We start from the raw sequence: 21,788 nt of genomic DNA, 5'->3' as shown, positions 1-21,788 counted from the left end.
GGTACGCCGACGGCATCGGCGTGGTCACGAAGCGGATCGGCCCCCGTGATCCCGGCGGTTTCGAGAGCAGGCCGGTGTCACCCGCCGCGCTCGTCCCGGCGCGGGCGGACGGGTCAGCCGGGAAGGTCCCGGTGGTCGGAGATGCTGTCGAGCCAGGCGCGGTGCAGGCCGGCGTAGCGGCCCGCCCGCCCGGCGAGCTCGCCCGGTGGGCCGTCCTCGACGATCCTGCCGCCGTCCATCACCAGCACCCGGTCGGCGATCTCGACGGTCGACAGGCGGTGCGCGATGATCAGGGCGGTCCGGTCCGCCAGGATCGTCTGCATCGCCCGCTGCACCAGCCGCTCGCCGGCGACGTCCAGACTGGACGTCGCCTCGTCGAGGATCAGCACCGCGGGGTCGGCCAGAAACGCTCTGGCGAACGCCACCAGCTGCCGCTGCCCGGCCGACAGCCGGCCACCCTGCTTGCCGACCTGGGTGTCGTACCCCTCGGGAAGCGCCGAGACGAACGCGTCGGCGCCGATCGACCGGGCCGCGGCCACCACGTCGGTCATGCTCGCGCCCGGCCGGCCGAACCTGATGTTGTCCGCCACCGAACCGCTGAACAGGAAGTTCTCCTGTGTCACCAGGACGATCGCGGCGTGCCGTGACTCCTCGCCGAGGTCGCGCAGGTCGATCCCGTCCAGCAGCACCCGCCCCGCCACCGGGTCGTAGAACCTGGCGACCAGTTTCGCCAGCGTGGTCTTGCCCGCCCCGGTGGTGCCGACCAGGGCCACGGTCTGCCCGGCGGGGACCACCAGGTCCAGCCGGGGCAGTACCGGGGTGCCGTCCAGGTAGGAGAACTCCACGTGCTGGAACTCGACCCGGCCGCGTGGGCGCTCCAGGATCACCGGGTCGCCGGGCTCGGCCACCGAGGGGCGCTCCTGCAGCACGCCGGAGAGCTTCTCCAGCGCCGCCCCCGCCGACTGGAACGTGTTATAGAACTGCGAAATCTCCTGCATGGGCTCGTAGAACTGGCGCAGGTAGAGCAGGAACGCGGCCAGCACGCCCACCGTGACCCCGCCCTGGATCGCCAGCATGCCGCCGTAGAGCAGGACCGCCGCGACCGTCACGTTCCCGATCAGCTTGACGCCCGGAGAGAAGACCGCGATCAGCTGTGAGCCCCGCAGGTTGGCGGCCCGGTAGTCGGCGTTCAGCTGGGCGAAGATCGTCTGGTTGCGAGGCTCCCTGCGGAACGCCTGGACCGCGCGCATGCCGGCCATCGACTCCACGAAATGGACGATCACCAGGGCCACGGCCTCCCGGGTCCTGCGGTAGACGATGCTCGACTGCCGCCGGAACCAATTGGTGAACAGTGCCAGGACCGGCAGCGGCAGCAGCGCGACCACGCCGAGGTGGACGTCCAGGACGAGCAGCAGGACCGCCGTGCCGACCAGCGTCAGCACGGCGGTGACGAGATCGTCGAAGCCCGACTGGAGCATCTCGGAGATGGCGTCGATGTCGGAGGTGAGGCGGGAGACGACCCGGCCCGAGGTGTAGTCGTCGTGAAACGACAGCGACAGCCTCTGGAAGTGGCGGAAGACCCGTCGCCGCAGCTCCAGCAGGATGCTCTGGCCGATGCGTCCGGCCATCCTGAGGAACACCTGCCGGGTCACCAGCTGGATGACCGCCGCGGCCAGGATCGCCGAGACGACGGTCACCAGCGTCCCCGGCCCCGCGCCCGCGACCATCGGCGGGATGCCCGCGTCGATGCCCACCTTGACCAGGTAGGGGATGGCGAGCGAGGCGACGTTGCAGGTCACGATGATCGCGACAAGCAGGACGATCTTCCTGCGGTACGGGCGCAGCAGCTCACCCAGCAGCCGCCTGGACCTGCTGCGCAGCAGGAACGACACCTGTTCCGACAACTCGTCCTGGTTCTCGGCGGCGACCCCGCGCCACTCCCGGGAGCCGTTCCCGGTCTCTGCCGGGATCTTCGCGGAGGTCTCCGCCGGGGGAGTCGTGCCGCTCACAGCCGTGCCTCCTCCGCGTCGGGGTCGGCGGACAGCAGCGCGCGGTATTCGGGCACGCTCGCCATGAGCTCGTGGTGCCGGCCGACGTGCGCGATCGTGCCGTCCAGCAGCAGGGCCACCCGGTCGGCGAGCAGCACCGTGGAGGCCCGGTGGGCGACGACTATGCCGGTCGCCTCGCGCAGTACGTGCCGCAGCGCCTGCTCGACCAAGGCCTCGGTCTCGACGTCCAGGGCCGACAGGGTGTCGTCCAGCACGAGGATCCTGGGACGGCTGAGAACCGCCCTGGCCAGTGCGAGCCGCTGGCGCTGGCCGCCGGACAGGGACATGCCCTGCTCGCCGATCCTGGTCTCCAGGCCCCACGGCAGCTCGTACGCGAATCCGGCCTGGGCGATCCGCAGCGCGGCCGCGATCTCCTCCTCGGTCGCGTCGTGCCGCCCCAGCGTGAGGTTCTCCCTGACGCTCATCGAGAACAGCGTCGGCTCCTCGAAGGCGGTGGCGACCAGCGAGCGCAGCTCGGGCAGCGGCAGGTCGCGGACGTCGACGCCGTCGATCGTGATCCGGCCCGTGCTCACGTCGTACAGTCGCGGTACCAGGGAGGTCAGGGTGGTCTTGCCCGACCCCGTCGCGCCCACGACCGCCAGAGTCTCCCCCGGTCGCACCTCCAGCCAGACATCGTGAAGCACCGGCCCGGCGGCGCCGGGGAAGCGGAACCCCGTGCCCTCGAAACGCAGGTGTCCGCGGGGCCGCTCGATCACGCGGGTGCCCCCGACGATCTCCGGTTCGGTGTCGAGCACCTCCATCACCCGGTCCGCCGCGGTCATCGCCTCCTGGCCCGTGGTCAGAATGAAGCCGAGCGCCGAGATGGGCCAGACCAGTTGCAGCATCAGGGTGGCGAAGGCCACCAGCGTGCCCAGCGTCAGGGTGCCGGAGCCGACCGCCAGGGCGCCGAGCAGCAGCACGAGCGCGAGGGTGATGTTCGGGATCACCTCAAGAAAGGTGAAGAACCTCGCGGACAGGCGGACCTTCTCCATCGAGGTCCCGTAGATCTTCACCGCTCCCTCCTCGAAGATCCCCGAGACATGCCGGCCGCGGCCGAACGCCTTGATCGTCCGGATGCCGGCCGCCGACTCCTCGACGACGGTGGCGAGGTCGCCCTGCTCGTCCTGGACCCGGCGGGAGATGAGGATGTACCTGCGCTCGAAGTGCAGCGAGGTGAGCACGATCGGCACCGCAGAGACGACGACCAGCAGCCCGAGCGGCCAGTACATACGGAGCAGCAGCCCGGTCACCGTCACGATCTGGACGGTGACCAGGACGAGGAAGAGCAGGCCGAAGCCGAGAAAACGCCGGATGGCCGACAGGTCGGTCGTCGCCCGGGACAGCAGCTGGCCCGACTGCCAGGAGGCGTGAAAACCCATCGGCAGCCGCTGCAGGTGGCTGTAGAAATCGTCGCGGATGCTGGTCTCCAGGCCCAGGACCGCGTCGGCCAGCAGCCACCGCCGCAGGAAGACGAGCAGCGCCTCGGTCATGCCCAGCCCCAGGGCGAGCAGTGCGAGGGGGAGCAGTGCCTCGCTGTCACCCCGGGCGACGGGGCCGTCGATGATCTCTCTGCCGATCAGCGGGATGGTGATGCCGATCCCGACCGCGGCGAAGGCCGGCACCCAGACGACGACCAGGCGGGTGGCGTAGGGGCGCAGATAGGACTTCAACCGCCACAGGGAGCGGGCCCCGCGGAGGCGGGGGAGGGGTGGGGACTGTCGGGTTCGGGACTCTGTTTCCGTGTCCGGGATTTCTGTGTCCGAAGTATCAGGAGGCATCAACAGGCGGCACGCTCCTCACGGTGCTCACGCCAGGTGATCGCCGCTCGAGGGCATGGCGAACCGGAGGCCCATCCCCGCTCAACCGTTCTCCCGCACCACCGTTCCAGGTGGACGCCCCGTCGGATCACCCTCACCCGCACGGCGCGGGCGACCATTCAGTTTCCGTGCCCGAGTACGGCGTCAGCAACTGATCTGACGGTCTTCATGATGTAACCCCCAGGTCAGACATCCCATGGCCGTTTGTGTCAAGCGGCTATGGGATGTGATGGCTTCATCACGGTGTCCGGCTCGCGCTCGGCGCGGTGAGACCAGGCGGTTGCCTCGTTTAGATCTCAGCATGACGCGACAACGATTCTCACCCCTTTTGATCTGACCGATGAGCGGTGGGTGCCGATCGAACCGCATATCAGAAGATGCGGTGTGCCCGGTCCGCTCTGGACGATGAGGTGGACCAGAGCCGTTTCAGACGCACGAGGATATGCATGCTGTTGCCCACCCTGGACGAAGAGCAGGCCCGGACGATGACGCTTGAGGCGTTCGCCGATACGATCCTCCCCGGCGAGAAGAGGTCGCCCGACGACCGGGCCGTGGCCGGTGCCACCACCGGCGGTGGTGCCGTGGCGGCCGGAGCCATCAGGCTGCTGGAGTGGGACGCGACCGGGATCACCGCCGGGTTGGATGACTTCGCCCGGGCGATGAACGACCACGCGCGTGCCTACGCGGTCGAGCGAGGTCTGGTCGTCGACGATGAGGTCCCGCCGTTCGTCGCGTTGGACTTCGGCCACCGCACCGCGCTGGTGCAGATCCTGACCGCCCCGGAGCACCCGGAGAAGGAACTCTGGATCAGCCTCGCGTTGTTCAGCTACATGGCTTTCGACTCGGCCGCGCACATGAGCACCTCCGACGCGATCGCCGCGGGGCATCCGGGGCTGATGACACTGGGCCTTGAAAAGCCTGACGCAGACGGTCTGTGGCGGTTCCCCGAGTACTCCTACGGCAGGAAACTGGCCGATCCGCACCCGGACACGACCCCTTCAGGGAGCCCCGCATGACCAGTACGGAACGCACCGACGTCCTGGTGATCGGCAGCGGTTTCGGCGGCGCGATCACGGCCTACCACCTGGCCGCCGGCGGCGCGAAGGTGGTGGTGCTGGAGCGTGGCCCATGGCTGACCGGTAAGGACTTCGACCACGATTTCAAACTCGGCTCGTCCTACACGCGAGCGTTCGATTTCGTGGTGGGGGACGGGATGAGCGTCCTCGGCGGTAACTGCGTGGGTGGCGGCAGCGTCGTCTACTTCGCCGCGATGCCCCGGGCCCCCCGCTTCGTCTTCGAGCGCCACGGCGGCATCGGCCGGCGCATGTGGCCGCAGACCATCAGTCGCGACCTCCTTGACCCCTGGTACGACCGGGTGGCCGAGGCGATCCCCATCGCCAAACCGGACTGGAACGACGTCACCTATGCCGGAGGGCTGTGGGCGGCCGCATGCGACCATGCGGGCCGCACGGCCAATCCCGTCCCGGCCGCCGTCGACATGAGCAAGTGCGTGAACTGCAACTGGATGATGGCCGGCTGCCGTTTCGACGCCAAGCGGTCCCTGTTGCTCAACTATCTGCCCGCGGCCCTGGCCCACGGGGCCGAGATCCGCCCCCTGCACGAGGTCCAGTTCATCGCGCGGACCGACGGAGGCGACTATCGGGTTCACTACAGTGTCATCGACGACGACGACTACCGGGTGGAGACCGGGAACGGAACGATCGACGCGAAGATCGTCGTCCTCGCGGCCGGCGCCGGTGCCACTCCCGTGATCCTCCAGCGCAGCGAGGTCACGCTCGGCAAGATGCCGCATGCCGTTGGCCGCTATTTCTCCGGCAACGGCGAGCGCCTCAACACCGCCGTACTGAACGAGGACCGCGTCCGCGAGGTGCTCGGCCTGAGTCGTGGCGACGGTCTGGCCTACGAGGGCAACCAGATCGGCAAAGGGCCGGTCGTGGCGAACTGGGACCATCTGGATGGTTCTTTGCCCGAATACTCGCGTTTCTCCCTGGAGCAGCTTTACTTCCCGCCGGGCCTGGGCACCATCCTGGCCCAGGTGCCCGACGCGGTCGGCCCGAGCTGGTTCGGCGTGGAGAAGAAGGAACTTCTCAAACGCTGGCGCTCGTGGCTGATCATCTTTCAGATGACCGAGGACGACAACGAGGGCGTGTTCGGCCCGCCCCCCGCGCGAGGCAACGCTGATCGGCTCTCGCAGCAGATGCTCGGTATCGGCCGGCTCAAGTACGACCCGACCCCCAACACGCTGCGTGGTTGGGCCGCTGCGGACGCCGAGGTGAAGGACATCCTGGAACGCGACGGACTGGCCACGGTGACACCGTGGACCAACGATGTGGTCGGCGCCTACACCGTGCACCCACTGGCCTCCTGCCGTATCGGCGACGACCCGCACACCTCCGCCCTGGACGACCGGCATGAGCTACGGGGGCATCCCGGCATCTTCGTCACCGACGGCTCGGCGGTACCGGGGGCGCTGACGGTCAATCCGGCGATGACCATCGCCGCGCTCGCCGAACGCGCGGTTCCCGGCATCGTCGAGGCCGCGCGTTCGCGCGGCGTGGACGTCAGGTACGGTGCGCCGGCGCCGGACGGTGCCAGCGCCGGCAGGCGTGGCGTGGCGCCGCTGCTGCCGCCCCTGTCGCGTGCGTGACGATGGGCGAGACACCCACCCGGATGATGCCGGGCTGGTCGTCGGGCTGGAAGAGTGGAAGCCATGGCGTGGCGATCGCCGGATGGGCGCGGGCGAGCCGGTCGCGGGAGGCGGTGGCGCGTCACTCCGCGAGCCTGGCAGCGGTACGCGAGATGGACGGCTGGGCGCCGGAACAGGCCACTCCCGTGCTCCCCTGATAAGGCGGAAAGGCACGTCCGAAGAAGACAGGGCATCTCCGTCCGAGAATGCTTGGTCCACCGGGAGCGATGAAGAGCTTCGATCCTTGGACGAGAGGACAGGCACATGACCGAGCTGGAAGAAGTACTCAGGGACCTGACTCTGGACGGAGGCGAAATCGACGATCTGGTGGCTGGTCTCGAACCGCATCTGTGGAGCCTGCCCACCCCCGCGCCGGGATGGACGATCGCGAACCAGATCGCCCACCTGGCTTTCATCTTCAGGCTGGCGGGTACGGCGGCCTCCGACCCGGATGCCTTCAAGGTCATGACCGCCAAGGCGGCAGAGGACTTCGATGGCGCCGTGAACGCCGCGCTCGCCGACTACGCTGCCGACTCCCCGGAGGTCCTGCTCGGACGGTGGCGTGCGGAGCGCGAGGCGGTGGTCAAGGCGCTGGCCGCTGTCCCGGCGGGTCAGGTGGTGCCCTGGCTGGTCAATCCGCTGCCGCCGATCGTCCTCGCCTGTGCTGGGATCATGGAGCAGTTCGCCCACGGACAGGACATCGCCGACGCGCTCGGGGTGAGGCCGGAACGGACCGATCGAATCAAGCACCTGGTCGTGTTCGCTGTGTTGACCAAGGATTTCGGATACCTGGCGCGTGGCCTGCCCCCATCGGACGTCCAGTTCAGATTCGAGCTCACCGCACCCTCCGGTGAGCTGTGGGAGTACGGTCCGGCGGACGCGGAGCAGAGGATCACCGGTCCCGCCGTCGATTTCTGCCTGCTCGTGACCAGGCGCCGGCACCGCGACGACCTCGAGCTCGTCGCCGTCGGCGCCGAGGCCGATCACTGGCTGGACATCGCCCAGGCGTACCGCGGGCCGGCCGGGGCCGGACGTGTCCCGGGGCAGTTCGCACCCCGCCCTGCGGCGAGTCACTGAGCGTGGCGTTCCAGAAACCCAGGCCGCTGTCCGGCTCCTGGTCGCGCCTGGGGCGTACGACTCGCGCCGTATCTGACCTGTGCCTCATCCCCGGCCGTGCCGAAGAAAGCAAACCCGGACGAATCCTCGATGCGCCAGGGCCCTGCCCCCTCTGTGCCGGGCCCGGTCGGGGGCCGGGGTGGGAGCGCAATCGGGGAGATGCGTCGCGAAGCTTCGAGAATGAAGATGTCAAGGTGAGAGTCGGCGATTCAGCCGGTGCCGGGACGCCCGTGGCCGACTCCCGGTGATCTCATGTTCTTCCACCCGACAAGAAGGGATGCAGCATGCCCTCCAGTAACTCCTCATCGCCCCTTTCCCCTGACGAGGCTGCCGTGCGTGCGGTCCCGCAGCGCATCATGGCCGCGTGGGCACAGAACGACGCCGACGCCTTCGCCGAGGTCTTCGCCGAGGACGGAACCATGATCCTGCCCGGCGATGTCTTCGTGAAGGGCCGCGAGGGGATCCGCTCGTTCATGGCGGCCGGCTACTCCGGCCCGTACCGGGGAACCCGGGTGTACGGCGAGCCGATCTCGGCCACGTTCCTCGGTGACAGCGCCGGTGTGCTGATCACACAGGGCGGTGTGCTGGCCCCAGGCGAGACGGAGGTCGCGCCCGAGCGTGCGGTCCGGGCCATGTGGGTGCTGTCCAAGCAGGACGGGGAATGGCTCATCGCCGCTTATCAGAACACTCCCATCGGCGTTTCTTGAAGGGTGTTTGAGGGGTTGTCGCAGGGTCCGGTTCTCGAAGGACTCTCGCAAACACCGGATCGCCTTCCTCAACGGCGAGATCAGAATGGATTTCCCGCTGGAGGTGGCACCAAACAATGAGATGTCAAGGTTGGGCTGTGAGAATCGGAAACGGCCGCCGGCTCGACCGCTGTTTTCCAGAAAGGATCTGATGGATACCTCCGCGGCACCGTCAAGGGAAGAACTCGTCTCCCGCGCGTCGAATTTAGTGCCCCTTCTTCAGAAGAACGCTCTCTGGGGGGAGGAGAACAGGCGTCTGCCCGAAGACTCGATTGAGGCGCTGACCGACGCCGGTATTCTGAGGATGAGGGTGCCCGCCCGTCACGGTGGCTACGAGTCCGATATGGGCACCGTGGTCGAGGTGATCTCCGAGCTCGGGCGGGGTGACGGCTCGACGGCGTGGACGGTCGCCGTCTGGGCGATCAACAGCTGGATAGCCGGCCTGTTCCCGGACGAGGTGCAAGAGGAGGTCTTCGCCACCTCCGACGTCCGGGTGAGCGGGATCCTGAGCCCGACCGCCATCGCCGTCCCCACCGAGGGTGGTGTCGTCCTCAACGGGAAGTGGTCGTTCAACACGGGATCCCTGCATAGCCACTGGAACGCGAACGCGGCGCTCCTGGCCCTTCCAGAAGGTGGATACGAGCCGATCGTGACAGCTATCCCGCTGTCCGACCTGGAGGTCGTCGACGACTGGCACACGGCGGGCCTTCGTGGCTCGGGCAGTGTCACCACCGTCGCGAAGGACGTGTTCATTCCCCAGCGGCGTGTCCTGCCGATGGCACCGGCGCTCCAGGGACAACACTCCTCGAAGCTGAACGCGACTTCCCCGATCTACCAGGCGCCGTTCACACCGAACGCCTCCGCGATGGCCGGTGCGGTTGCACTCGGTCTGGCCAAGGCCGCCAAAGACGCCTTCTTCGAGCGTCTGCCAGGGCGGAAGATCACCTACACCGGCTACGAGAACCAGAGCGAGGCACCGCTCACTCATCTTCAGGTCGCGGAAGCGATGATGAAGATCGATGAAGCGGAGTTCCACGCTTATCGCACGGTGAACATGCTGGACACCAGAAGCTCCACCGGGGAGCTGTGGACGATGGAGGAGCGCGCTCGGGTCCGTCTCGACCTAGGAGCCGTGTGCCTGCGCGCGAAGGAGGCGGTGGACATCCTCAATACGGCGAGCGGCGGATCGTCGATTTACAACACCGTGCCGATCCAGCGGATCGAACGCGATATCCAGGCCATCAACCTCCACGCCATCATGCACCCGAACACCAATTTCGAGCTGTACGGGCGAGTTCTCTGCGGTTTGGAACCCAACACCCACTACATCTAGTGCGGTGACCGCCCACGTTCACCGAGGGCCGACGACGAGGGCCTCAGAGACGGCCTCGACTCGGATCACCTGGGAAGCCGGTGAGGATTCCTGGACAGAGCGCACTAGCGGGGCGCCTGTTCGCCGTGGGCCGGGTTCCGATGGAGGCACCGGAACCCGGCTCTGCCGGAAACGTGAGCTGAGGGGCGAGCAGGTGACCGTTGGGATGAAGCCGGCGCGTTGATCCACGTGGGGTGACCGAACGCCTCGCCCTTCGGACACCGATGAGAGGCGGTGGCCGGCGCCTGGCCGTCGGAGGAGGAAGGCTTACCATGCGGACTGAGCTCGGTCAGGTGGTGAGGTCGCCGAGCGACTCGGGCAACGCCTCCAGGTCGAGTGTGGTCGATCCGCCGGCAGGCATTTGTCGCCCCGCGCGTCGGCGATCTTCTGGCCGTTCCTGGACCCCGTCAAGATCTCTCTCCTCAGCGTTGCTCACGTGCCCGGGGCTTGGCCCTGTCGCGCCTGGTGAGAGGGCGCGGGATGAGGCCAGGGGCCGGCACTGGAGACCGACTTGTAGATCACTGGGGCGGCCCCGGCCGCGCGCCGGTGGGGCAGGCGGTGATCTCTGTGATGGTGACCGTCTCGGTAGAGATGATCGCGACGGCGGCGTGATAGCCGGGAACGGGCTTGAGCAGGTGGAGCCGGACATTGCCGGGTGGGGTGTCCCTCAAGGGCCAGCTGACCAGAGCGGGGTTGGTGTGGGGGTAGCTGATATGGACCTGACCAGGAGGAATGCTCAGACCATGGCCGGTTGCCTTGAGCGCGGCCTCCTTGCAGACCCATAAGCGGATGAAGGCGGCGTTCTGGGCGTGGGCGGGAAGGTCCGCCAGGGCCGCCCGCTCGGCAGAGGACAGGGCGCGGCGGGACAGTTCCTCCGGGGGAGTGGTGGGAATGGCCTCCACATCGACCCCGACAGGACCGGCGGTGCTCAGAGCGACGGCGACGCGGTTGCCGGCGTGGGAGACCGATACGTGGAGACCGGTATGGGTGACCTGGGGTTTACCGTGGGGTTTGTTACATCGAGGGCATGAGCGGATGACAGGCACGGCAGCCGGGCTGACACCCAGGTAGGTGGCAGCGGCGGTGCGCAACAACCAGCCGCCGGTGATGAAACGGTGCCTGTCCCCTTCGCGGCGGTAGCGTGCGGCTCGATCCTGTTCGGTGGGGCTCAGGACGCGGGCAATGGTGTCAATGGGGTGGTCGCGTGGGTCGGCCCACCAGACGTGACATTCGGCAGCCTGGAGGAGCGCCGCGTCCGGGGACCGCTGGAAGGGGGCGGTCATGACGAGCCTTCCTGAACAGGGCGGTCAAGGACGGGAGACCGGGTGGGATGTGGCGAACGGTCGAGCTGATCGCGCCGACCGCCGCTCCCGCGACGATCGAGACCTAGCCGACCGCGCAATGTAAGAACATCCCCTTTTTGGGGGATTCGATGTCCATCTGGCGGATGATGACTAATAGGCAAGCGTGCGGTGACCATGTCGTCAGATGCGATGTGGCTCCGTCCCCCAGTGGACGTGTTCGGGTGAAGCGGAAACGCCTTCCAGGACCGCCGACGATGGCATCGGTGAACGCCTTTTGGTCCACGCCTTGTGGCATAATATCAGGTGTTTTGGCTGGGACATCAACTTGACCCGAGGGGAACTCTCGTGACAAAAACCGACCTGATGACTTTCAGGCCCCTTGGCCAGGGTAAACTCTCCGCTCGCCTGATTCGTTATCGCATATTGCGATTTTCCGTATGAACTGGCGGCCCGGTTTGCCTCAGGCATCCAGGTGTCACTCGGTTGCGAGGTTTATGTGGCACCGGAGGGCGCCCCTAGTGAGAATCTCAACTGCCACGACCGAACCGGTCTCCTGCCATACTTGCCGGCTTCGAGGCGGTGCGGAGATCCGCGATGGATGTACGTTCGCCAACAACAGATACCGTTTCTTTGCCGACCTGTCAGCATTGCCCTTCGCGTTGCCCGGCCCCGCTGTCGACTGCGGGTGGCAGTGTTTCACCGGGGGCCGTCCAACGTACCCGGACTGAGTATTTGAATTCATAGCCGTCAGCACCTGAAAACATCATCAGCGATACCGTTCGGAGAGTGGAAGACTCGAGGCGATTCATCGAGCATCCAGATGAAGCCTCAGTGTCAAGGCGTCGCATTGCGATCCGTACAGCGATCAGCCGACAGCCCGGACGAGTGAGAACTATTCTTCGGGCAGGCGAGGGTTAATCCCCATCGACAGACTTGGCCGCCGGGTGCGAGATGGACCACCAACACCTGATGCCTGTCTGGGAGTAGGTCGGACCTTTGGGGGCCGGTTCTCCGAGAAGCCTCTGTTCTTCTTTTCCCCTGCAAGCCACGGCTGCGGTATCGATTCCTAAAACTATCTTAGCTCGGCAGGAATAATGGAAAAAGAGATCGAGCAGGCCGTTCTGCGGGTCGTCCGGAGCATGTACGAGAACTTCAGTGAACAACTCACCATCGACGACCTGGCCAGAACGGCGATGTTCAGCAAGTTCCACTTCTCCCGTGTCTTCCAACGGGTCACCGGGCTTTCCCCTGGGCGATTTCTGTCCGCGGTACGCCTTCAGGAAGCCAAGCGGCTCCTCTCCTCGACCTCGCTGACCGTCACGGACATCAGCCACCGCGTCGGATACTCCAGTGTGGGCACCTTCAGTTCACGGTTCACCAGCAGTGTCGGGATCCCGCCGACCGGCTACCGTCAGGGCGATGGCATCGTACCCGTGCCTTTCTGGGGTGACGGTTCAGACCTGTCTGCCCTTGGGGCGACGACCGTCTGCGGCACCGTCTTATCTCCCCTGGAGGACCAACCCGTCTTCATCGGGTTGTTCCCTGGCCGGATCCTCGAAGGACAGCCGATAAGTCACGTGGTGCTGCGCAGGCCCGGCCCCTACACGCTGTCGAACGTCCCCGCGGGTAACTGGCACCTGATGGGGCAGTCCATCATCGCCGACAGGGCGGACGCCGTTGACCACCCGCCGGGCGGGGACGAGGCGCTCTACATCGGGTACGGCGGCCCCATCATCGTCTCCTCCGACAACGACACGCGATTCGTCGATCTCCGGCTGAGGCCCATGCATCCCTTCGACCCCCCGGTACTTCTCACGTTGCGGGACGTGCCCCTGATGGCCGCCACCTGCTCACCTGCGAAATTCGGATAAGCCGCTATTCGAACGCACAGGCGGCTCAACCACCGTCCGGTTCACAGTTCGTGCACGGTCATCGGCAGTCCACCGCGCACCCGCAGGGACAGCATGGCCTCCGGGACCACGTCATACCCGGGCACGCCGACCAGGTGAAGATCGCGGGTGACCATGGCGATCACGAATGTGGCCTCCACTAGGCCGAGGTGGTTGCCGATGCAGAACCGGGGACCGGCGCCGAACGGGATATAGGCGTATCGCGGCCGGTTCCCCTGGCGGTCGGGATCGAACCGGTCGGGATCGAACCGTCCGGGGTCATTCCAGAAGTCCGGATGCCGGTGCAGCGTGTACGGGCTGATCATGACATCGGCGCCGGCGGGTACGTGATAGCCGCCGATCTCGTCGTCCTGCCGGGCCAGTCGAGGCAGGGCCCACACCGGTGGATAAAGGCGCATGACCTCATGCACGACCATCGTGGTGTACTTCAGTCGGTGAAGATCATCGGCGTCCGGCGGCCGGTTCCCGAGCACTTCCACGGCCTCCTCCCGCAATCGGGCCCGCACCTCCGGGTGCCGGTCAAGGAGGTGGAAGGCCCACGACAACGTGCTCGCCGTCGTCTCATGTCCGGCGAGCAGCAGTGTCACCAGCTCATCGCGCATGCGCTGCCGGCCGACGCGCGCGTCGGCCTCCTGGCGGGTTGAGGCGATCAGACGGGATATGACGTCGTCTCCATCGGCGGAACACGCCAAGCGGTCGGCCACCAGATGGTCGACGACCCGGTACAACTCCTTGCGGGCCCTGCGGAAACGCCACTGCTTGGGGAGCGGCGCCCACGTCGGCACCATGCTCAGCGACACCATGTCGAACATGGCCTGGTCCTGGACGGCCTCAAAGGAGTGCCCGATCGAGTCGAAGGTGTCCAGCTCGGCGTCAAGCAGGGTCCGGCCGAGCACCCCGAGGGTGAGCCCGGTCATCTCCTGGACCACGTCAATCGACTTCCCGCCCGAGTATGCGCGCAACCGGTTCACCAGCTTCGCGGCCTCATCCGCGACGACCTCGGCCTGCTGGGCGATCCGCCGGCTCTGGAACATCGGCTGGATGATCTTTCGTTGCTTGCGCCACAGTTCGCCCTCGCTGGTCAGCAGACCGTCGCCGATGGCCCGCCGTGCTTCGGTGAGGCCGATTCCCTTGCGGTAGTTGGCGCTGTTGTCGGCCAGTACGTGCTTGGCGTGCTCGGGGTGATTGAAGAGGTAGAGGGTTTTGGGGCCGATGACCAGCCGGACCGCGTCGCCGTACTTCGACGCGGCCGACGTGAGCAACGCGAGCCGATCTGTCACCAGCTTCCTGAACAGGCCCGCCGCCGCCGTGCGCGGGGGCCCCGGCGGCACCAGATGCCCTGCCTGCGACAGGCTGGATTCCGTCATTCTTCCGCCTCTTTCCACGTGAAAGCCAGTCGGTGAAATGTGTGCCGGTCTATGGAGGATGCCTTTCCGATGAAGATCGTGTGATCTAGGTGCGTCGTGACCCACCTCCGAAACGGGTGACGGTGCCATCGAGCGGCGGCGCACCGGTGATCGTGCCAGGGCCAACCGACTGGACGTTCACAGTGATCTCCTGACTCACCGTCTGGATCCGCGTCTACGAGGCGTACGGCTTGAGCGCCCTGACCAGCGATTCGGGAACCCTGGCCGGAACCGTGCGGGTGTTGGGCCCGCGCATGCAGGCCACCCGCTGCCGGCCACGGGCGACGAGTGTCTCCGCTCCGCCGGCGTCGAGCAGGACATAGTCGAAGCTGAACTCGACCTGGGTCTGCGCGAGATCGACCAGACGCATCCTGATCGACAACTCGTCGAAGGCTGTGATCTCGGTGAAGAACTCACAGTCGACCTTCAGCGTGAAAAGCTTGAGGTCGTCTCGCAAATCGGTGAGCACCTCAGGTGCCCGTTCCTTCAGGAACATCTCCCGGCAGCGTCCCTGCCAGCGAAGATAATTGACGTAGTAGACGTTGCCGACGATGTTGGTCTCTTCGAAACCCACCGTGTGGGTGTATTCGAAGTACTTGCTCATGACCTATGACCGTCCTTCGGTGAGAACTGCGAGCACGACCGGATCCGGGACGTTCCACACCGCCGTGGCGAGCGTCGCGACCCACACACCGTCCGAGGAGAAGACCACCCACGGACCTTGCCCGGCCGGGGCCGGGGCCAGGGGAACGTTCGGTGCCAAGCCTGCGCTCCGCAGCGACTCGACGGCGGACAACACACGTGCCGCCGCGGTGTCGAACCTCTCCCCCGTCCGAGCAACGACCTGTTGAACGAGTGGCGCGCGCGAGCCGAGCAACTCGTTCCACTCGGCCGCCGGCCGCTCGGTCGCCTGAGCGATGGCTCCGCCCACCGTGGACACCGCCGCGAGACCCATCGTCAGCCCCGCGCCATGAGCCGCCACGACCATCCGGTCACCGTCGATCTTCAAGCGCCCGTCCGGCCCGTGCCGCGGCTCCTCCCGGTGACCGAGTGCCCGTCCCACCGCTACCACCGCCCGGACCAGATGCTCCTCGCCGCCTTCCACGCCGTCCCGGTGGTGCGGCTCCACGGCAACCGCCACCTGGACACCGATCAGATCCTGGAGCGTCCGCTCCAGGTAGGGCCCGAGCAGTGGAATCCGCCAGGGGCCGCAGCCGTCTTTCTTCCGCACCGCCTGCAGGCGCAGGCCCTCCCACCGCTCCACGACCTGACCGAAGACGTTACGCACGGCGATGTCGTAGAGGTAGGTGTCGCCGTCGCGCTCTCGCTCGGCGGCGCTGTAGCGTAACTCGCCCGCTGCGGCCAACGCGGCACCACCGGAGTGGATCCGCTCGATCCCGGTGGGCAGCAACGTGGCGTCGGGCACACATATCTGATTGCCGTGCATGAGGGCGTCCCGCATGCCGGGGTCGCCGAGCAGCAGGTCGGCGGGGAGGAATCTGGCGAACCAGTCCGCCTCCTTCAGCACCGCCACGTCAGCGTCGACATGGCGGGCCGAGGCCCGGTGATAGCGGCGCAGCCGCTGGAAGCGCCGCCCCTGAAACAGCACGTCCCCGTACATCTCATCGGCCGGATCCAGGGGAACCGGCGGAAGCCCTTCACCGACCTGGACGGGGGGGCCATCCGGAACATCCTCGTCGGTGAACTTCAGCCGGGCCCGGAAGTGCTCCACCTCGAAGCCGGTCTCCGCACTACGGATGGCCGCCTCCACGGTGTCGTCGTCGGTGACGACGGCGGCGATCCGGATCGTGCCGCTGCCGTCGGGCGGTACGGTGATCGGCCGCATGAACTCGGCGTCCTCGATCACCGGTACGCTACCTCGGCCGATGGCCGCCGACGCCACCTGCGCCATGGCCTCCATGCCGAACACGGCGGGGAAGAGCAGGTTGCCGTCGAGGAGATGGTCGGCGAGGTACAGGTCGGTTCCGGCGTTCATCTCGACCTCGCTGACGAACTCGACCCCGTGGTAACGGATCAGCGGCTTGCCGACGAACCGCAGCAGTGGCAGCTCCGGCAGGTCGTAGCGGACGGTGTCGATGCCCTCGGTGCGCCCGCTGATCACGACGATGGCGGGCACGTCGGGGTCGGAGACCAACCGCCGCATGATCTGCACGCCCTGCTCCGGAGAGATCGGCGTGATGCCCCTGTGGGCCAGGCTGTCCACGACCGACAGCCGTTCTCCCATGCCGATATCGGACCAGACCGACCACTCCATGCAGATGGTGCGGCATCGCGGGTGCCGCTCGGCCACCTCGCGGGTGAGGTCGGCCAGCCATTCGTTGGCGGTGGCGTAGTGAGCCTCGCCCTGCAGTCCGGCCCGGCCGATGATGCTGCCGAAGGACACCAGCATACGCAGCCCGCCGGGTTCGACGGCGGCCAGCACGTTGCGCAGGCCGTCGACCTTGGTGGCGAACGTACGCCGGAACGCGGCCATGTCGAGGCCGGCCAGTCCCGCGGGCTCGTTGCGGCCGGCTCCGTGGAGCACCGCTGTGACGGGCCCCAGGACCGTCCTTGCCTTGGCGACGGCGCGCCGTACCTGGTCGATGTCGGTAACGTCGGCCCGGGTGTAGTGCACGGTCACCCCGGCATCCGCCATCCGCCGCAGGTTGTCGGCCAGTTCCTGGTCGTCGGCCGGGTCGGAACGGCCCAGCACGGCCAGCTTCGCGCCGCTGTCGACGGCGACGGCCAACGCGCACTCGGCGGTGATGCCCTTGCCGCCGCCGGTGACCAGCAAGACGTCGGTCCCGTCCAAGGGCTGCCGGGTGACGGCGGCGCGTACCGGCAGCGCTCTCATCGTCGGTACCCGCCGTACGCCGTCCGCGTCGTAGTACGCCTCGGAGTGGTCCGCGGTCGCCGCGACCTCGGCCACCGCCCAGCCGACCGCCTCCGGTTCCGGAGGTACGTGCACGATGGTGGTACGGAGGTGCGGGGCCTCCAACCGGAGCGTCTTGGCCAGGCCGGCCGCGCCTCGACCGTGTTGGGCCAGGACGAACCGGCTGCCCGCCGGAGCGTCGACGGCCGCCTTCGCACCCCGGAGCGCCTGCTCCAGATGTTCCACCGTGCAGTCCTGAGGCAGGCAGACCAGCACACCGGCACCGACCTTCTCCCGTTCGAGGGCCTGGCGCAGTGGTTCGGCGAGAGGGGTCTCCTCCGCCGCGTACACCTGCCACCGCCCGTTCTCCTCGGGCGTGGCCCGCGCGGGAAGCGGCAACTCGTCGAGGTCTACGGCGAACGGCCTGACCCAGGGGGCGGATCCCGCCGCCGGTGACACAGCCGCGGCGCCGGCGGAGTCCGGGGCGGTCCCGGCAACCGCGTCGAGCGCCTCGGCCAGCTCGCGCAGGCTCGCGCCGGCCAGGTTCATCGGCGCCTGGGCCGCAGGAACGCCCAGTCGCTGGGCGGCATGGTCGATGATGTGCATCACCGTGACCGAGCTCAAGTGCAGCTCGTCCAGCAGCCTGCTGTCCTCGTGCACCATGTCGAGCGGTAGCTCGGCACGCTCGGCCGCCAGACGGCGCAGCAGATCGATGCTCGACTCTGCGGTTCGCTCCTCCGGTCGTACCGGGATGTCCTCGGGTGCTTTCTCCGCAACCCGTCGTACGGCTCCGCGGATCGCGACCTCCGGAGCCTGTTCGGCGGGGCTGGCGAAGAACGTGAACTCGGCCCCGACCTCCAGCGGCCGGACCAGTCGACCGTGAAAGAGCTCCTCGTGGAGGACGGGGGCACCGACGACGTAAGCGGCGCCCACCACCCGGAGCAGGCTGGTCAGTGACTCGTCGTCGGTGTCCAGTGCCACCGCGGGCACGTCCGTCACATCGGCGGCCAACCCGCTGAGCACCCGACCAGGGCCGACCTCGATGAGCAGATCGACCTCCTTGGCCGCGCGCTCCACCGCTTGCGCGAACAGCACGGAGTCGGTGATCTGCCGGCGCAGCAGGGCCCGGAGGTCGGTGCCCGACGTCAGCACCTCACCGGTGACCGTGGATACGACCCGCCTGAGGAGAGGACCGAAGTCCTCTTCGGCGAGCCGCGCGCCGAAGGCCTCGGCCGCCGGCGCCACAAGCGGGGAGTGAAAGGCGTGGGACACCGGCAGGCGGGTCCACCGGACGCCCGCCTCCGCGGCTCTGCGCTCGACGGCCTCGACCGCGTCGAGCGGACCGGCGACAACGGTCTGAGCCGGCCCGTTGTACCCTGCGATCACCACGGGCAGGCCGCCCACCAGCTCGATCACCACGTCAGGTGTCGCACGAACGCCGGCCATGGCGCCGGTCTCGCTGTGTTCGGTCATGGTCTGGCCGCGCAGGAACGCCAGGCGCAGCAGGGTCTCCTCGCCGATCGCGCCGGCCCACCGCAGGGCCGAAAGCTCGCCCAGGCTGTGCCCCACCGCGATGTCGGCCTCCACCCCGAGGGTGGACAGCGTGCGCAGGCCGGCCAAGGAGCCGGTCACGATGCGCGGCTGCGCGACCGCGGTGGCCACCATATCGCCGGTCGCGGGCAACGCGGCCCTGACATAGATCTCCTCGGCTTCGGCGAAGCGTCGGCGCAGCGCGCCGCCGCCGGTGCCATGGCCCGACCCCTGACCGGGGAAGAGGTAGCCGACACGGCCGGTCCCGGCCACGTGGCCGAGGAACGCCCGGCCGCTCGCGGCGAGCAGCCGTGGCTCGCCCGCGTCGTGCGCGTCCAGCACTTTCCTTAGCTGCCGTTCCGCGTCGTCGGGTGAGGAGACGACCACCGCGGCCCGGTGCGGCGAGTCCCGCAGCTCTCGCTGGAGCGTCACCGCCAAGTCGGCGAGCTGGGCGTAGGACACTCTCGGCACGAAGTCGGCCAGCTCCGCGAGCCGGTCACGCAGCGCCTGCGGCGAAGCCGCGTCGACGAGAAGCAACTCGGCGTCCTGGAGTGATGAGGCCAGCGCCCTGGTGCGGGGGGAAAGCGCGCCGCGCCGCCGCAGGGCCGCGTTCTCCAGCACGATGTGGGTGTTGATACCGCCGAATCCCATGGCCGTGACGCCCGCGCGCACCGGGGCGCCGGCGGGCCAGGCCTCGGCCCTGCGCAGGACACGCAGCGACACCGGTTCCTCGGCCAGCACCGGATGGGGGTCGACACAGCCGATGGTGGGCGGCAGAACCTGCTCGTGCACCGCCATCGCGGCCTTGATCAGGCCGGCCACCCCTGCCGCGGCCTTGGTGTGTCCGATCATCGCCTTGACCGAGCTGATCGCCGCGGGTCTGGTGGGGGGACCGGCCGCGGCTCTGGCGCTCGCCAGTGCTTTGAGCTCGGTCGCGTCGCCAAGCGCCGTGCCGGTGCCGTGGCCCTCGAACAGCTCCACGGTCTCGATGGCGAAGCCCGCCCGGTCATAGGCGCGGCGCAGCGCCAGCTGGTAGCCGGCGGCCTCGGGCCGGGTCATGCCTCCCTTGCCGTCGGAGGAGATGCCCCAGCCGACGACGGTGGCGTAGATCCGCCGTCCGGCGTCGCGGGCGTCCGCCTCGCGCATCAGTACGACGATGCCGCAGCCCTCGCCGGGCCAGAAGCCGTTGGAGTCGCGATCGTAGAGCCGGAACTCGTTCTTGGCCAGGGCGCCGGTCTTGGCGAATCCAATGATCTCGAACGGGTCGATGGACAGGTCGACTCCACCGGCGATCGCGACATCGACCTCACCGTCCGCCAGTGCCCTCGCCGCCGTCGTCACCGAGAGCAGCGATGAGGAACACGCTCCGTCGACCGTGTAGCCGCCGCCGTTGAGATCGAAGTGGTTGCAGATACGGCCGGCGATCGTGTTGGACAGGCCACCGGCGAGGGTGTCCTCGTCGATGGGTGGGAACGGGCTCTTGTAGACGGTCTCGAGGTTGTCGAGAAACCCGGTCAGCCGATCGTCGCCCCAGCCCTCCTCCCTGAGCGCGGCGCCGACCGTGCGGCGCACGTACGGCCAGCGCAGGCGCAGGGTGTTGGCCCGGGTGAACTCGCCGGTGAGGGTGTTGCCCACGATCACCGCGGTGCGCTCGCGGGGAAGGCCCTCGGCCCGGGGAAAGCCCGCGTCGGACAATGCCTGCCCCGCCATATCGAGGGCGAGCCAGTGCGTGAGGTCGGTTGAGCGATAGGTGCTTCCAGCGACCTTGTGAGCGACCCTGTCGAACTCGTACCCGTCGATGACGGCGGCATTACGCGCGTAGAAACGGTCGGGAGCGGCCGGGTCGGCGTCCCAGTAGTCCTCCAGGCGCATACGTACGTCGGGCAGCCGGCGGAAGGCGCGGCGACCGGCGAGGGCGTTCTCCCACAGTTCCTGCGGGGAGGACGCGTCGGGGTAGCGGCATGCCATGCCGACGATCGCGATCCTGGTCATACCTTGGCGACCTCTCCTGGGGGAGAGGCGAGTGCAGGGGGCATCCGGGTCTGGGCCTGGGCCGTTTCCTGCTCGCGGGCCTTGTCGACGACGTACAGGGCCCACAGGAACCCGCCGCGGATCAGACAGGCGGCGGCGGTGGAGAGGAACAGCCCGTACGGGATGTTCATTCCGGTGAGCAGGCCGTATATGGCGGCCGTACCGCCGCCGAAGGCGACCTGCGCGAGGGGCCTGGACGGGGTCGTTCCCGGATCGGTGATCATGTAGTTGGTGAAGAGGACGAAGACGATGCCGGTCATCATCGACAGGTTGCCGGAAATTGGGGTGTCGTCGATGATCAAACCTCGGATGATCCCCTGCAGCGCGAACCCGCCAACCCAGGCGCCGATCAGCCACATGCGGTTGGTGAGCTTGGAGTTGAGCATGGTGCCCAAGATGATGATGACGACGGGGATGATCCAGTCGATGGGGTTGGCGACGTTCTCACTGAAGTGGTACGGCGGCGAGATGCTGGCCCATGGGAAAACGATCAGGATCACCGTGATACCGAAGTTGGACGGGTTCATGAAGTGCCGCAGGCGGCCACGGACCGGCGCCCTGAGCACCCACTTCGCGCCGATCGCAACGACGACGCCGAACATCATGATCAGGATCTGGTCGTTGACGTAGATCAGCATGTTCAGGGCGATGCTGGTGATATGCGCGGGATAGAGAAACTCCACGAGCCCGCGGAAGCCGTTGCCGAGGAACCTCGGCGCGCGCCCCTCGGTCCGGGCCGCGATGGCCTCCAGGGCGATCTCCACAGAGTAACCGGTGGCCAGGGCCACGAACGGCCACGCGTAAGCCTGCTCGAACCCCCACCAGGCATATCCGAGGATGTTCAAGATCGTGATCGAGATCGCGAACCTGTGGAGAGCCTTGATGATCTTCGGGTCGCGATGGGGAGGGGTGTTCGTCTTCTCGGCCAT

The 21,788-nt window shown here is 67.7% G+C and carries 14 protein-coding genes; 7 read left to right on the top strand and 7 right to left on the bottom strand.

The window, feature by feature from the left end:
- Positions 1-113: 113 nt before the first annotated feature.
- Positions 114-2,009 (bottom strand): ABC transporter ATP-binding protein, encoded by a 1,896-nt coding sequence (locus ACWD3H_RS42350; RefSeq protein ID WP_451959030.1) that lies wholly within the window; start codon positions 2,007-2,009, stop codon positions 114-116.
- A complete protein-coding gene (locus ACWD3H_RS42345; RefSeq protein ID WP_451959029.1) occupies positions 2,006-3,718 on the bottom strand; it encodes an ABC transporter ATP-binding protein in 1,713 nt (570 codons plus the stop codon). Before ACWD3H_RS42345 ends, ACWD3H_RS42350 begins: the two co-directional genes overlap by 4 nt.
- Positions 3,719-4,311: 593 nt before the next feature.
- On the opposite strand from ACWD3H_RS42345, the gene ACWD3H_RS42340 reads away from it, so the two are divergent.
- The 6 genes from ACWD3H_RS42340 to ACWD3H_RS42315 all read left to right on the top strand — a co-directional run bounded on the left by ACWD3H_RS42340 (position 4,312) and on the right by ACWD3H_RS42315 (position 9,767).
- Positions 4,312-4,881, top strand: coding sequence for a DUF5987 family protein (locus tag ACWD3H_RS42340; RefSeq protein ID WP_451959028.1), 570 nt, complete (start codon positions 4,312-4,314; stop codon positions 4,879-4,881).
- Complete coding sequence (locus tag ACWD3H_RS42335) at positions 4,878-6,533, top strand: FAD-dependent oxidoreductase (RefSeq protein WP_451959027.1); 1,656 nt, start codon at positions 4,878-4,880, stop codon at positions 6,531-6,533. Before ACWD3H_RS42340 ends, ACWD3H_RS42335 begins: the two co-directional genes overlap by 4 nt.
- A 2-nt stretch (positions 6,534-6,535) precedes the next feature.
- Positions 6,536-6,730 (top strand): hypothetical protein, encoded by a 195-nt coding sequence (locus ACWD3H_RS42330; protein ID WP_355559308.1) that lies wholly within the window; start codon positions 6,536-6,538, stop codon positions 6,728-6,730.
- 106 nt (positions 6,731-6,836) lie between these two features.
- Entirely contained in the window at positions 6,837-7,649 is an 813-nt protein-coding gene (locus ACWD3H_RS42325; RefSeq protein ID WP_451959026.1) for a TIGR03084 family metal-binding protein, read from the top strand.
- A gap of 371 nt (positions 7,650-8,020) precedes the next feature.
- A complete protein-coding gene (locus ACWD3H_RS42320) occupies positions 8,021-8,395 on the top strand; it encodes an SgcJ/EcaC family oxidoreductase (RefSeq protein ID WP_355559313.1) in 375 nt (124 codons plus the stop codon).
- An 85-nt stretch (positions 8,396-8,480) separates the two neighbouring features.
- The gene (locus ACWD3H_RS42315; RefSeq protein ID WP_451959025.1) at positions 8,481-9,767 is read left to right on the top strand and encodes an acyl-CoA dehydrogenase family protein; all 1,287 of its coding nucleotides are present in this window, start codon (positions 8,481-8,483) and stop codon (positions 9,765-9,767) included.
- A 557-nt stretch (positions 9,768-10,324) separates the two neighbouring features.
- Here ACWD3H_RS42315 and ACWD3H_RS42310 read toward each other — a convergent pair.
- A complete protein-coding gene (locus ACWD3H_RS42310) occupies positions 10,325-11,089 on the bottom strand; it encodes a 4'-phosphopantetheinyl transferase family protein (RefSeq protein WP_355559321.1) in 765 nt (254 codons plus the stop codon).
- Between the two features lie 1,115 nt (positions 11,090-12,204).
- On the opposite strand from ACWD3H_RS42310, the gene ACWD3H_RS42305 reads away from it, so the two are divergent.
- Positions 12,205-12,981: a helix-turn-helix domain-containing protein gene (locus tag ACWD3H_RS42305; protein WP_451959024.1), complete on the top strand. Its 777-nt coding sequence runs from the start codon at positions 12,205-12,207 to the stop codon at positions 12,979-12,981.
- A gap of 41 nt (positions 12,982-13,022) precedes the next feature.
- On the opposite strand, the gene ACWD3H_RS42300 is transcribed toward ACWD3H_RS42305, so the two are convergent.
- From ACWD3H_RS42300 to ACWD3H_RS42285, 4 genes are all read right to left on the bottom strand, one after another.
- Complete coding sequence (locus ACWD3H_RS42300) at positions 13,023-14,387, bottom strand: cytochrome P450 (protein ID WP_451959023.1); 1,365 nt, start codon at positions 14,385-14,387, stop codon at positions 13,023-13,025.
- Positions 14,388-14,601: 214 nt separating this feature from the next.
- Positions 14,602-15,030, bottom strand: coding sequence for an acyl-CoA thioesterase (locus ACWD3H_RS42295; RefSeq protein ID WP_451959022.1), 429 nt, complete (start codon positions 15,028-15,030; stop codon positions 14,602-14,604).
- 3 nt (positions 15,031-15,033) lie between these two features.
- Positions 15,034-20,820, bottom strand: coding sequence for a type I polyketide synthase (locus tag ACWD3H_RS42290; RefSeq protein WP_451959021.1), 5,787 nt, complete (start codon positions 20,818-20,820; stop codon positions 15,034-15,036).
- Complete coding sequence (locus tag ACWD3H_RS42285; protein WP_451959020.1) at positions 20,817-21,788, bottom strand: enediyne biosynthesis protein; 972 nt, start codon at positions 21,786-21,788, stop codon at positions 20,817-20,819. The genes ACWD3H_RS42290 and ACWD3H_RS42285 overlap by 4 nt, the downstream gene beginning before the upstream one ends.

This window comes from Streptosporangium sp. NPDC002607 (genome assembly GCF_053592655.1).
The sequence above is the reverse complement of the archived record's forward strand: the minus strand, read 5'-3'. Positions and strand labels throughout refer to the sequence as shown.

Coding starts and splice junctions, on each gene's coding strand:
- ACWD3H_RS42340 (WP_451959028.1), top strand. CDS start 4,312: ATGCTGTTGCCCACCCTGGACGAAGAGCAGGCCCGGACGATGACGCTT.
- ACWD3H_RS42335 (WP_451959027.1), top strand. CDS start 4,878: ATGACCAGTACGGAACGCACCGACGTCCTGGTGATCGGCAGCGGTTTC.
- ACWD3H_RS42330 (WP_355559308.1), top strand. CDS start 6,536: ATGGGCGAGACACCCACCCGGATGATGCCGGGCTGGTCGTCGGGCTGG.
- ACWD3H_RS42325 (WP_451959026.1), top strand. CDS start 6,837: ATGACCGAGCTGGAAGAAGTACTCAGGGACCTGACTCTGGACGGAGGC.
- ACWD3H_RS42315 (WP_451959025.1), top strand. CDS start 8,481: ATGGATTTCCCGCTGGAGGTGGCACCAAACAATGAGATGTCAAGGTTG.
- ACWD3H_RS42310 (WP_355559321.1), bottom strand. CDS start 11,089: ATGACCGCCCCCTTCCAGCGGTCCCCGGACGCGGCGCTCCTCCAGGCT.
- ACWD3H_RS42305 (WP_451959024.1), top strand. CDS start 12,205: ATGGAAAAAGAGATCGAGCAGGCCGTTCTGCGGGTCGTCCGGAGCATG.
- ACWD3H_RS42300 (WP_451959023.1), bottom strand. CDS start 14,387: ATGACGGAATCCAGCCTGTCGCAGGCAGGGCATCTGGTGCCGCCGGGG.
- ACWD3H_RS42295 (WP_451959022.1), bottom strand. CDS start 15,030: ATGAGCAAGTACTTCGAATACACCCACACGGTGGGTTTCGAAGAGACC.
- ACWD3H_RS42290 (WP_451959021.1), bottom strand. CDS start 20,820: ATGACCAGGATCGCGATCGTCGGCATGGCATGCCGCTACCCCGACGCG.
- ACWD3H_RS42285 (WP_451959020.1), bottom strand. CDS start 21,788: ATGGCCGAGAAGACGAACACCCCTCCCCATCGCGACCCGAAGATCATC.